Source organism: Pseudomonas sp. R32, from assembly GCF_009866705.1.
Taxonomy (GTDB): Bacteria; Pseudomonadota; Gammaproteobacteria; order Pseudomonadales; family Pseudomonadaceae; genus Aquipseudomonas; species Aquipseudomonas donghuensis.
In genome coordinates, this window is the sequence record NZ_CP019396.1 from 696947 (window position 1) to 709427 (window position 12481).

The 12481-nt window shown below is 62.5% G+C and carries 11 protein-coding genes; 4 read left to right on the forward strand and 7 right to left on the reverse strand.

Features of this window, described 5'->3' with window-relative positions:
* Positions 1-39: 39 nt before the first annotated feature.
* Both PspR32_RS03065 and PspR32_RS03070 read left to right on the forward strand, forming a co-directional pair.
* Positions 40-756: an ArsR/SmtB family transcription factor gene (locus PspR32_RS03065; protein ID WP_010221746.1), complete on the forward strand. Its 717-nt coding sequence runs from the start codon at positions 40-42 to the stop codon at positions 754-756.
* A 122-nt stretch (positions 757-878) separates the two neighbouring features.
* Complete coding sequence (locus PspR32_RS03070) at positions 879-2255, forward strand: MFS transporter (RefSeq protein WP_010221747.1); 1377 nt, start codon at positions 879-881, stop codon at positions 2253-2255.
* A 102-nt stretch (positions 2256-2357) separates the two neighbouring features.
* Here the strand turns inward: PspR32_RS03070 and PspR32_RS03075 are convergent, their stop codons facing one another.
* The 7 genes from PspR32_RS03075 to PspR32_RS03105 form a co-directional block, all read right to left on the reverse strand.
* Positions 2358-3311 (reverse strand): adenosine deaminase, encoded by a 954-nt coding sequence (locus PspR32_RS03075; RefSeq protein WP_010221748.1) that lies wholly within the window; start codon positions 3309-3311, stop codon positions 2358-2360.
* 188 nt (positions 3312-3499) lie between these two features.
* Positions 3500-4855: an 8-oxoguanine deaminase gene (locus PspR32_RS03080; RefSeq protein WP_036995576.1), complete on the reverse strand. Its 1356-nt coding sequence runs from the start codon at positions 4853-4855 to the stop codon at positions 3500-3502.
* A gap of 115 nt (positions 4856-4970) precedes the next feature.
* Positions 4971-5657 (reverse strand): SDR family oxidoreductase, encoded by a 687-nt coding sequence (locus tag PspR32_RS03085; protein WP_010221750.1) that lies wholly within the window; start codon positions 5655-5657, stop codon positions 4971-4973.
* A 338-nt stretch (positions 5658-5995) separates the two neighbouring features.
* Entirely contained in the window at positions 5996-6580 is a 585-nt protein-coding gene (locus PspR32_RS03090) for an IMPACT family protein (protein WP_010221751.1), read from the reverse strand.
* A gap of 9 nt (positions 6581-6589) precedes the next feature.
* Positions 6590-7252, reverse strand: a complete 663-nt coding sequence (locus PspR32_RS03095; RefSeq protein ID WP_010221752.1) for a TetR/AcrR family transcriptional regulator — start codon at positions 7250-7252, stop codon at positions 6590-6592.
* 62 nt (positions 7253-7314) lie between these two features.
* Complete coding sequence (locus PspR32_RS03100; protein ID WP_010221753.1) at positions 7315-8229, reverse strand: LysR family transcriptional regulator; 915 nt, start codon at positions 8227-8229, stop codon at positions 7315-7317.
* Positions 8230-8277: 48 nt separating this feature from the next.
* Positions 8278-9297 carry an AbrB family transcriptional regulator gene (locus tag PspR32_RS03105; RefSeq protein ID WP_159388074.1) on the reverse strand — a complete coding sequence of 340 codons (1020 nt, stop codon included), beginning with the start codon at positions 9295-9297 and terminating at the stop codon, positions 8278-8280.
* Between the two features lie 238 nt (positions 9298-9535).
* Here PspR32_RS03105 and PspR32_RS03110 point away from each other — a divergent pair, with 238 nt between their 5' ends.
* Together PspR32_RS03110 and PspR32_RS03115 are read left to right on the forward strand one after the other, a co-directional pair.
* A complete protein-coding gene (locus PspR32_RS03110) occupies positions 9536-10882 on the forward strand; it encodes an aspartate aminotransferase family protein (protein ID WP_010221755.1) in 1347 nt (448 codons plus the stop codon).
* A 74-nt stretch (positions 10883-10956) separates the two neighbouring features.
* A complete protein-coding gene (locus PspR32_RS03115) occupies positions 10957-12450 on the forward strand; it encodes a CoA-acylating methylmalonate-semialdehyde dehydrogenase (protein ID WP_036995578.1) in 1494 nt (497 codons plus the stop codon).
* Positions 12451-12481 lie beyond the last annotated feature (31 nt).

Sequence of the window (12481 nt, forward strand, 5' to 3'; positions counted from 1 at the left end):
TCAATCGATATCAGACATGATCTCGCAGGGAGTTGAGATATGAAACCAGTAACGAGTATCAGCCAGATCGCCAGCTTGTTGGCAGACCCGAAACGCAGTGCGATGCTCTGGGCCTTGATCGATGGCATGGCGCGACCTTCCGATGAGCTCGCCAGCATGGCAGGGCTGACGCCTTCTTCGGCCTGCGCTCACCTGGCCAGGTTGTCGGCCAGTGGCTTGCTGAAGCTGGAACCGCGGGGGCGCAAACGTTATTTCAGGTTAGCCGCGCCGGAAGTTGGGGCGGCTGTCGAGGCGCTGGCCAGTGTCCAGGTCAAAACACCCGAAGACAGTCGCGAGCAGGAGGTGGGTGGCATTCCGTTGTCCATGCGCCGGGCACGGCTGTGTGGCGATCACCTGGGCGGCGAGCTGGCGGCCGATCTCTATCAGCGCCTGTTCGATGCCGGCTGGCTGGAGGGCAGCGAGCAGCACATCGACGTCACCCCGCACGGCCGCGCACAGTTCGCCGCTTACGGGATTTTCATCGAGGCCCTGGCCCAGCATCAACGTCGAAGCTTCAGCAGTTGCCGGTGCTGCAGCGAATGGAGCGATCACCGCCCACATCTGGGAGGCGCGCTGGGCAGCAGCCTGCTCAAGCTGTTTCTGCAGTCCGGCTGGATACGTGAGAGTGAAACATCGCGCATGTTGCAGATCAGCGCGACGGGTTTGGCACACATCAACCGCATAGCCCAGGTTCCAGTGCTGAAGACTGCCGGCTGAACCGAGGAGAGGCGCCTGCTTGGCAGGCGTCGTTGCGGCATTTGGCGAGGTCGCTGCTGACAACTCGCCCGAAGGCAGATGCCGTGACACTCGGGGTTGGCACAACTGCGGGGGATTCTTGCATGGCAGCTCAGGACTACAGTGCGGCGCAGCGTCTGGAACGCTTGCCGATCAGTGGTTACCACCGTCTGATTTTCATCATCATCGCCCTGGCGTTCTTCTTCGACTCCATGGACCTGGCGATGATGACCTTCCTGCTCGGCTCGATCAAAGCCGAGTTCGGCTTGAGCACTGCCCAGGCCGGGTTACTGGCCAGTTCGAGCTTCTTCGGCATGGTGCTGGGCGCATCGCTGTCCGGAATGCTCGGTGACCGCTTCGGGCGCAAGCCGGTGTTCCAGTGGAGCATCGTGCTCTGGGGACTGGCCAGTTACCTGTGCTCGACCGCGCAGTCGGTCGAAACCCTGACGTTGTATCGAGTACTGCTGGGGATCGGCATGGGCATGGAGTTTCCGATTGCCCAGTCGATGCTTTCGGAGCTGATTCCGGCCAAGCGCCGCGGCCGCTACATTGCCCTGATGGATGGTTTCTGGCCCCTGGGTTTCGTGGCCGCCGGCGTGCTGTCGTATTTTCTGCTGCCGCTGATTGGCTGGCGCGACATCTTCCTGGTGCTCGCGGTGCCTGCGGTGTTCGTTTTGGCCATTCGCTTTTTTCTGCCCGAATCGCCGCGCTGGCTCGAGCAATCCGGTCGTCTGCTGGAGGCTGATACGGTGCTACGTGGCATCGAGGCAAAGGTGATGAATTCGCTGGGGCTGCAGCAATTACCCGTACCGGTGCCATTGGCACGAACGGCGCCGCAGACACCGGGCTTTTTCTCGGCGTTCGTTGAGCTCTGGTCGACGCAGTACCGTCGCCGCACCCTGATGATCTGGAGTGTCTGGTTCTTTGCCTTGCTGGGCTTCTACGGTCTGACCTCGTGGCTCAGCGCGTTGCTGCAGCAGTCAGGTTTCGCTGTTACTCAGTCGGTGTACTACACCGTGCTGATTTCCCTGGGCGGGATTCCCGGGTTTCTCGTCGCGGCCTGGCTGGTGGAGGTGTGGGGGCGCAAGCCGACCTGCGTGATGACCTTGCTGGGTGGTGGTGTCATGGCCTACCTGTACGGGCAAAGTGCGGTGTTTGGCGGGCAGGTGGAGCTGTTGATCGGCACGGGGCTGCTGATGCAGTTTTTTCTGTTCGGGATGTGGGCAGTGCTCTACACCTACACTCCCGAGCTCTATCCCACTTCGGCGCGGGCTACCGGTTCGGGGTTTGCCTCGGCGGTCGGGCGTATCGGTTCGCTGCTCGGGCCGATGGTCACCGGCTTGCTGTTTCCGTTGGCCGGGCAGGGCGGGGTGTTTGCCCTGGGGGCACTGTGCTTTGCCGTGGCGGCGCTGGTGGTTGGGGTGTTCGGGGTCGAGACCCGCGGTAAGACCCTGGAGGAGCTGAGCGAGATTCAGGATTAACCTGTAGGAGCGGGCTTGCCCCGCGATCGAGCGCTACCCGATGTGCAGGCTGCACTGGCCTCATCGCGGGTCAAGCCCGCTCCTACAGGTCCAGCTCCAATGTCAGGGTTTGACCAACCGCGCATCCAGGCTGTTCTGCGCCAGGCGCCGCGCCTGGTCTTGGGTCATGCCCAGGTGCTCATGCAGGGCCTGGAAGTTCTCGGTGACGTAACCCCCGAAGTACGCCGGGTCATCGGAGTTGACCGTGACCTTCACGCCACGCTCGAGCATGTCGAGGATGTTGTGCTGGCTCATGTGCTCGAACACGCACAGCTTGGTGTTGGACAGCGGGCAGACGGTCAGCGGGATCTGCTCGTCGATGATCCGCTGCATCAGGCGCTCGTCTTCGATGGCGCGTACGCCATGGTCGATACGCTGAATCTTCAGCAGGTCGATGGCCTCCCAGATGTATTCGGGCGGGCCTTCTTCGCCAGCGTGGGCAACGGTCAGGAAGCCTTCGCTACGGGCCCGGTCGAACACCCGCTGGAACTTGCTCGGCGGGTGGCCCATCTCCGAGCTGTCGAGGCCGACGGCAATGAAGGCATCACGAAACGGCATGGCCTGATCGAGGGTCTTGTGGGCTTGCTCTTCACTGAGGTGGCGCAGGAAACTGAGGATCAGGCCGCTGCTGATGCCCAGTTGCTGCTGGCCATCCTTGAGTGCCGCTCTGATGCCATTGACCACAACCTCGAAAGGGATGCCGCGATCGGTATGGGTCTGCGGGTCGAAGAACGGCTCGGTGTGAATCACGTTCTGCGCCTTGCAACGCTGCAGGTAAGCCCAGGTCAGGTCGTAGAAGTCCTGCTCGGTACGCAGCACATCGGCGCCCTGGTAGTAGAGGTCGAGAAACTCTTGCAGGTTGTTGAACGCATAGGCGCTGCGCAGGGCTTCGACATCGTTCCAGGGCAGGGCAATCTTGTTGCGCTCGGCCAGGGCGAACAGCAACTCGGGCTCCAGCGATCCTTCCAGGTGCAGGTGCAATTCTGCCTTGGGCAGAGCGTTAAGCCAGTCGTACATAGTGGTGGAATCTCATCAGGTGCGGTTGCCGCCATTCTACAGAGGTTGCGCTGTCTACGCGGAGAAAGCTGACCAGGCGGTTCCTGCGGGTAACCTTCAACGATGGCGAAACCAACGCGATCGAGGGCATGACCCTCTTCGTGCGCTTCGCCACCGTCATCATGTTGGCATTGCTCGCCTTTGCGCTATCAGCCCGCGATCAATTGTGCGGCGGCCTGACGGTGATCGGCGATCAGCGCCTGGACATCCAGCCCCTCGATCTGGCCATCGACAACCCGCCACTGGCCGCCGACCATGACCCGGTCGGCGCGGTCGGCGCCGCACAGCAGTAGGGCCGAGAGCGGGTCGTGGCTGCCGGAGAAGCGCAGCTCGTCGAGTTTGAACAGGGCCAGGTCGGCCTGTTTGCCCACCGCCAGCTCGCCGATGTCGGTACGCCCGAGCAACTGCGCCGAGCCGCGGGTGGCCCAACCCAAAACCAGTTCCGGCGTAATCGCTTCGGCGCCGTAGCGCAGCCGTTGCAGGTACAGGGCCTGGCGCGCTTCGAGGATCATGTTGGAGGCGTCGTTGGAGGCCGAACCGTCCACGCCCAGGCCCACCGGCGCCCCGGCCCGGGTCAGTTCCAGGGTTGGGCAGATGCCCGAGGCCAGGCGCATGTTCGAGCTTGGGCAATGGCAGATGCCGGTGCCGGCGGCGCCCAGGCGGGCGATCTCGTCCGGATTGAAATGGATGCCATGAGCCAGCCAGGTGCGCGGGCCGAGCCAGCCGACACTGTCGAGGTAATCGACCGTGCGCAGGCCGAAGCGCTGCAGGCAGAAGTCCTCTTCGTCGAGGGTTTCGGCCAGGTGAGTGTGCAGGCGCACGTCCAGCGCTTTGGCCAGATCGGCGCTGGCGCGCATGATTTGCGGCGTGACCGAGAACGGCGAGCAGGGCGCCAGGGCGATCTGGACCTGCGCACCGTCACCACGCTCATGGTAGCTGTGGATAAGTCGCTGGCTGTCCGCCAGGATCACTTCGCCCTGTTGCACCGTCTGTTGCGGCGGCAGGCCGCCGTCGGCTTCGCCCAGGCTCATGGAGCCGCGGGTGAGCATGGCGCGCATGCCCAGTTTGCGTACCGCTTCGACTTGCACGTCGATGGCGTTTTCCAGGCCATCGGGGAACAGGTAATGGTGGTCGGCGGCGGTGGTGCAGCCCGACAGCAACAGCTCGGCCAGGGCCACGCGGGTCGCCAGTTCAAGCTTGGCCGGGGTCAGCCGGGCCCAGACCGGGTAGAGGGTTTTCAGCCAGGGGAACAGCGGCTGGTTGACCACCGGCGCCCAGGCGCGGGTCAGGGTCTGGTAGAAGTGGTGGTGGGTGTTGATAAGTCCTGGCAACACCACGTGTTCACGGGCATCGAAGACTTGTCCACAGGGGCTGCCCGGGCTTTGCCCCAGGCCAAGTACTTGCTGGATACGGCCGTCTTCAATCACCAGGCCGCCACGGGCGTCGAGGCTGTTGGCTGTGAAGATGGCGAGGGGGTTTTTCAACCAGATGCGGGTCGCAGGCATGGTGCCGGCTCCTCTGAAAGTGGGTTCAGGTTAGCCAGCTCAGTGTTGCCCTGTCTGCTGATCCAGGTCCGCCGCGGTGGGCGAGGTGTCGAGTCTACACCCACCGCGCGGGGTTTCACCAGATCAGGCTTTCGCCCTTGTAATTGATGAATTGCAGGCCGCCTTTGCCACTGTGGGCGTGAACCTGATCGACCATGCCGCGGGTGCTGGTTGGCACATCGATGTCGGCGCCTTCACCGCCCATGTCGGTCTTTACCCAGCCCGGGTGCATGGCCAGCACGGTCAGTTGCGGTTCGCCGAGTTGCACCACGAAGCTGTTGATCATCGAGTTCAGTGCGGCCTTACTGGCCTTGTACAGGCACAGTTCCGGCGCATCGGGAATGCTCACGCTGCCCAGCACCGAACTCATGAAGGCGATCACCCCGGTGTCTTTGCGCAGTTGCGGGGCGAAACGCTGGGCCACGCGAATCGGCGCCACGCTGTTGGTCATGAACAATTCGCCGACGTCAGCGAGCCTGGCCTGTTCCGGGTTCTGCTCCTCCGGGCCCTTGACCCCGGCGTTGACGAACAGCAGGTCGAAGGTGTGTGCAGCGAGACGTTCCTGCAGTGCATCGAGCTGGCGGGCGTTGTTCATCTCAAGGGTTTGCACCTGCACCCGGGGCAGGGTGCTCAGGGCTTCGGCCTTGGCCAGGTCGCGGACAGTGGCAACCACATTCCAGCCATCTTCCACCAGGCGCTGCACCAGGCCAAGGCCCAGGCCGCGCGAGGCGCCGATGATCAGGGCGGTCTTGTTCGTGGACATAGGGAACTCCTTTCAAGGGGGCATCAATCGTTGATCAAAGAATAACCAGTCTAGCCAAGCCGTGGCCCAGCAAGCCGTTGGCGCAGGGGTGCACGGCTTATCCACAGTTTGCTCCACAGTATTTGTGTGCAAGCGTGAACGCTGGACACAAGCCTGTCAGGGCCGCTGTGCCCTGGCAATAACTGGGGATAACTCGCTGATTTTTCGACAGTTGAAGCACTGTCATCAGATCTTGATCAAAATATGATCGTTCTTCTGCAGGCCCCGTGGTTAAAGGCTCACAGCCGAATGCTCAGAGCTTATCCACAGCCGGGCCCACAGTGAATGTGGGCAAATGTTCAGGCGCGTTCCAGCAGGATTCGGCCACGGCTGAGGTCGGCCAGCTGACGCTGCAGCACTTCGATCTGTTCTTCGCCAAGGGCCAGGCGCAGGTCGACGCCATTGGCGGTGAACTGTTCGTCCAGTACCAGGCCATCGGCCTCGGCCACGCGCAGCTTGAGCAGCGCCAGTTCGCTGAAACTGCAGCTGCAGGTCAGTTCGCTGCGGCTGACCAGCAAGCGTTTTTCTGCTTGCTGCAGGCATTTATTGGCGCCACCGCCGTAGGCACGAGCCAGGCCGCCGGTGCCCAGTTGGATGCCGCCGTACCAGCGGATCACCAGCACCACCACCTGGTCGCAGTCCTGGGCCTCGATTGCAGCCAGGATCGGCCGCCCAGCGGTGCCGCCGGGTTCGCCGTCGTCGCTGCTGCGGTATTGTCCGCCGAGTTTCCAGGCCCAGCAATTGTGGGTGGCAGCGAGGTCGCTATGGGTTTCGATGAAGCTCATGGCGTCGGCCGGGCTGCTGATCGGCGCAGCCAGGGTGATGAAACGGCTCTTGCGAATCTCTTCGCGAAACTCGCAGGTGTCGAGCAGGGTAAAAGGCATAAGGCAGGTTCAGTCGCGAGGTGTCAGGCCACAGCCTTTGAGAATGATGTGGATAAGATTGTTGCTGGCGTCTTCCATGTCCTGCTTGGTCAGGCGGCTGCGGCCGGTGACCTGGCAGATCTGGGTGGCGAAGTCGGCATAGTGCTGGGTGCTGCCCCACAGCAGGAAAATCAGGTGCACCGGGTCGACCGGGTCCATCTTGCCGGCGTCGATCCAGGCCTGGAACACCGCGGCACGGCCCTTGAACCAGGCGCGGTAGTCTTCGCTGAAATAATCGCTCAGGCACTGCCCGCCGCTGATGATCTCCATGGCGAAGATCCGTGATGCCTGCGGGTTGCGCCGGGAGAATTCCATTTTGGTGCGGATGTAGCTGCTCAATGCCTGGGCCGGATCATCGTCGACGGTCAAGGCGTTGAAGGTGCTGTCCCACAGCTCGATGATGTTGCTCAACACCGCCACATACAGGCCAAGCTTGTTGGTGAAGTAGTAGTGCAGGTTGGCCTTGGGCAACCCGGCCTTGAGGGCGATGGTGTTCATGCTGGTGCCCTTGAAGCCGTGGCGGGCGAATTCGTCCTCGGCGGCCTGGATGATGGCCTGCTCGTTCTTCTGGCGAATGCGGCCGGCGGGCTTGCCCGAGACTTGGAGGCGATGCGCAGGGACTTCAAAGGTCATGAACGATTCCAGACAAGGCAATGGGTATCTCTTATGACTGGCTAACCTACCAGCATTAGTTCTCAGCGAGTAGCCGCCAGGCTTTCAAGGAAGCTTTCCAGTACCAGGTGCGGGCGCCGGCCTTTGCGCGTTACCCAGCACAGGCTCAGGTCGTAGAAGCGCTCGGCGGGCTTGAGCGCGCGCAAGCGGCCTTGCTGCACCCAGAACGTCGCGTAGTGGTCCGGCAAGTAGCCGATGTAGCGCCCGGTCAGAATCAGGAAGGCCATGCCTTCGCGGTCGGAGGCGCTGGCGGTGCAGTTCAGCGCCTGGTAATGGGCCTGGATATCGGCGGGCAGGCGGAAGGTCGGGGCGATGGCGTCCTGGCTGTTGAGACGCTCGTCGTCCAGTTGCCGATCGTCGGCATAGAACAGCGGATGGCCGACCGCGCAGTAGAGCAGCGAGCGTTCGCTGTACAGCGGCTGGTACTCAAGGCCCGACAGCGGGCTGGTCTGCGGCACCACGCCAACATGCAGGCTGCCATCGAGCACGCCCTGTTCGACCTGGCTGGGGGCGATCATGCGAATCTGGATGCGCACGTCCGGGCCGCGATCCTTGAGCTGGGCCAGGGCATGGGTAATGCGCATGTGCGGCAGGGTCACCAGGTTGTCGGTCAGGCCGATGTTCAGTTCGCCGCGCAAATGCTGGTGCAGGCCGTTGACCTCGGTGCGAAAGCTCTCCAGGGCGCTGAGCAACTGCAGCGCCGAGTGATACACCTCGCGGCCTTCTTCGGTCAGCGAGAAACCGGCGCGCCCGCGCTGGCACAGGCGCAGGCCCAAGCGCTGCTCAAGGTCGCTCATCTGCTGGCTGATGGCCGAACGGCCGATGCCCAGCACGTTCTCGGCAGCCGAAAAGCCGCCGCACTCCACCACGCTGCGGTAGATCTTCAACAGGCGGATATCGAAATCGCTGACCTGGGCCAGGGGTTGTGGACGTTTCACGCGATGCCTCTGCGTTCAGGGACATGAAAGGCACACAACATACGCTGATCAGACATTCTCGCGCCAGCGACGGGCCTGAACGATCAGGGCCGGGGCGAAGTGCAACAGCAGCATTCGCACCAGGTGATGAGACAGCACGAACACCACATTCAGCCCGCCGCTGAAGGCGACGATGGCGATGGTTTCGATGGCGCCGGGCATGTAGGCCAGCCACAGGGTGAAGGGGTCGCTGCCCAGGACCTTGGCGGCCACTCCGGCAAAGGCTGCGGCGACCAGCAGCATCAAGCCCACGGACATCAGCCCGGCGCTGCCGTGACGGGTGAGCTCCTTGAGGCGGATTTCCCTGAACCTGGCGCCGATCAGCACACCGAGGATCAGCGCGGCGAAGTCCACGCTCCAGCCGGGCATGTGAAAAGCCTGCAGCAAGCCAAGCTTTACATAGGCCGCCGTGGCGATGATCGCCGTGAGCATGAAGGGCGCGGGAACACCAAGCTTGAGCAGCAGGCGCCCCAGCAGGATGCACAGGGCAAGCAGCGATGCCAGGGTCAGCAACAGGCTCGGGGTGAGCGAGGCGCTCGCGACTGCAGGTGCATCGCTACCTGCGCGAATGCACAGGCTTACCAGCAGGGTGATCGACACCAGGCGCATCAGGTGCACGACGATCACCTTGCTGGAAGCCCGTTCCGACTCCAGCAAGTCGAACACCGCAGCCAGGGCGCCGGGGTAAACCGCCAGCAGCGAATCCTTGAGGCTCCAGCCGCAGCCCTTGAACAGCCACAGGCCGGCAACGCTGATCTGCGCACTCAGGCACAACAGCAGAAAACCCAGGCTCGGCAGGATGCTGGCCACTGTGGCGCTATCCCAGGCCTGGAACATCAGCCCGGTGGCGATACCCATGACCAGTTGCACATATTCCAGGCCAAAGCGCAGGTTGGGAGTAAAGCGCAGCCGGCTGACCAGCGTGGCACTGGCGACGATGGTGCCCAGTAGCAGCCCGTGAGGCACACCAGCAAACTGTACGGCGGCGCCAACCAGGGCGCAGATCATTAAACACAGGATGGTTTTCATGGTGGGCGTGCTTGCGCGTCCTGCGCCAAGTCTCCTGAAGGGGGCCGCCGGCATCATGCGCCTTGCCGGGATGCATGGAAACACTTTGTAACATCCTTGCGGCTGCAAGTTTTGAATGAATGTTTAACTAAAGTTGATCTGAAGATTAGAAAAGCCAGGTTTTCCAAACTTTATGCTCATGCCAATTTAGCTGCAACAACACTTGTCGCTGCCCAATTGCCTTGCGAGGACTTGTCCGATGAATCTGCCTGAAAACGCTCCTGTCGGTCTGGCCAGCCAGCTCAAGCTGGACGCCCACTGGATGCCCTACACCGCCAACCGCAATTTTCAGCGCGATCCACGGCTGATCGTCGCCGCCGAAGGCAGCTACCTGACCGACGACAAGGGTCGCAAGATCTATGACGCGCTGTCCGGCCTGTGGACCTGTGGCGCCGGTCACACCCGCAAGCAGATCCAGGAGGCGGTCTCGCGCCAGTTGGGCGTGCTCGATTACTCGCCGGCCTTCCAGTTCGGTCACCCGCTGTCGTTCCAGCTGGCCGAGAAGATCACCGACCTGACCCCGGGCAACCTTAATCACGTCTTCTATACCAACTCCGGTTCCGAGTGCGCCGACACCGCGGTGAAGATGGTCCGTGCCTACTGGCGCCTGAAAGGCCAGGCCACCAAGACCAAGCTGATCGGCCGTGCCCGTGGCTATCACGGGGTGAACATCGCCGGCACCAGCCTGGGTGGCGTCAACGGTAACCGCAAGCTGTTCGGCCAGTTGCTCGACGTCGATCACCTTCCGCACACCCTGCTGCCGGGCAATGCCTTCACCAAGGGCATGCCGGAAGAGGGCGGTATTGCCCTGGCCGATGAAATGCTCAAACTGATCGAGCTGCACGATGCCTCGAACATCGCCGCGCTGATCGTCGAACCGCTGGCCGGTTCCGCCGGCGTGCTGCCGCCACCCAAGGGTTATCTGAAACGCCTGCGGGAAATCTGCGACCAGCACAACATCCTGCTGATCTTCGACGAAGTGATTACCGGCTTCGGCCGCATGGGTTCGATGTTCGGTGCCGATGCCTTCGGCGTTACCCCGGATTTGATGTGTATCGCCAAGCAGGTCACCAACGGCGCCATCCCGATGGGCGCGGTGATCGCCAGCAGCGAGATCTACCAGACCTTCATGAACCAGCCAACCCCGGAATACGCGGTGGAATTCCCCCACGGCTACACCTACTCGGCGCACCCGGTGGCCTGCGCCGCCGGTATCGCCGCGCTGGACCTGCTGGAGAAGGAAAACCTGGTACAGGCTGCCGCCGAACTGTCGCCGCACTTCGAGAAGGTGCTGCACGGGGTCAAGGGCGCGAAGAACATCATCGACATTCGTAACTACGGCCTGGCCGGGGCGATCCAGATTGCCGCCCGTGACGGCGATGCCATCGTGCGTCCGTACGAGATTGCCATGAAGCTGTGGAAAGCCGGCTTCTATGTGCGCTTCGGCGGCGACACCCTGCAGTTCGGCCCAACCTTCAACAGCCAGGCACAGGAACTGGATCGTCTGTTCGATGCGGTGGGTGAGGCCATCAACCAGGTCGATTGATCGTTCCTCTCTCTATATAAGAAGCGGGCGCGAGTGATCTCGCGCCCAGGCATACCCCCTTTCTGGAGTTCTGCATGAGCACTGTTCAACACCTGATCAATGGCGAACTGGTTGCTGCCGACGCGCGCACCGCCGATGTCTTCAACCCGTCCACTGGCCAGGCTATCCACAAGGTCGCCCTGGCCAGCAAGCAAACCGTGCAGCAAGCCATCGATTCGGCCAAGGCCGCGTTCCCGGCCTGGCGCAATACGCCGCCGGCCAAGCGCGCCCAGGTGATGTTCCGCTTCAAGCAATTGCTGGAGCAGAACGAGGCGCGTATCTCCCAACTGATCAGCGAAGAGCACGGCAAGACCCTGGAGGACGCCGCCGGTGAACTCAAGCGCGGCATCGAGAACGTCGAGTTCGCCTGCGCCGCCCCGGAAGTGCTCAAGGGCGAGTACAGCCGCAACGTCGGCCCGAACATCGATGCCTGGTCCGATTTCCAGCCGCTGGGCGTGGTGGCCGGTATCACCCCGTTCAACTTCCCGGCCATGGTGCCGCTGTGGATGTACCCACTGGCGATTGCCTGCGGTAACTGCTTCATCCTCAAACCGTCGGAGCGTGACCCGAGCTCGACTCTGCTGATAGCCCAGCTGCTGCACGAAGCCGGCCTGCCGAAAGGCGTGCTCAACGTGGTGCATGGTGACAAGGAAGCGGTTGATGCGCTGATCGAGGCGCCAGAGGTCAAGGCCCTGAGTTTCGTCGGTTCAACGCCGATTGCCGAATACATCTATGCCGAAGGCACCAAGCGCGGCAAACGCGTCCAGGCCCTGGGCGGGGCGAAAAACCACGCGGTGCTGATGCCTGATGCCGACCTGGACAATGCCGTCAGCGCGCTGATGGGCGCAGCGTACGGTTCTTGCGGTGAGCGTTGCATGGCAATCTCCGTGGCCGTATGCGTCGGCGACCAGGTGGCTGATGCACTGATCGCCAAGCTTGAGCCGCAGATCAAGGCGCTGAAGATTGGTGCCGGCACTTCCTGCGGCCTGGACATGGGCCCGCTGGTTACCGCGGCGGCCCGTGACAAGGTGGTTGGCTACATCGACCAAGGTGTGGCTGCTGGTGCGCAGTTGGTGGTCGACGGCCGGGGCTACCGGGTTGCCGGTAACGAAGACGGCTACTTTGTCGGCGGCACTCTGTTCGATCGCGTAACCCCCGAGATGAGCATCTATAAAGAAGAGATCTTCGGGCCGGTACTCTGCGTCGTGCGTGTGGACAGCCTGGAAGAGGCGATGCGCCTGATCAACGAACACGAGTACGGTAACGGCACCTGCATCTTTACCCGTGACGGTGAAGCGGCGCGCCTGTTCTGCGACGAAATCGAAGTGGGTATGGTCGGCGTCAACGTCCCGCTGCCGGTACCGGTGGCTTACCACAGCTTCGGTGGCTGGAAGCGTTCGCTGTTCGGCGACCTGCATGCTTATGGCCCGGATGGCGTGCGTTTCTACACGCGCCGCAAAGCCATTACCCAGCGCTGGCCACAACGTGCCAGCCATGAAGCTTCGCAGTTTGCCTTCCCGAGCCTCTAAGGCGTTAGCTGCAAGCTGCAAGTTGAGCGCG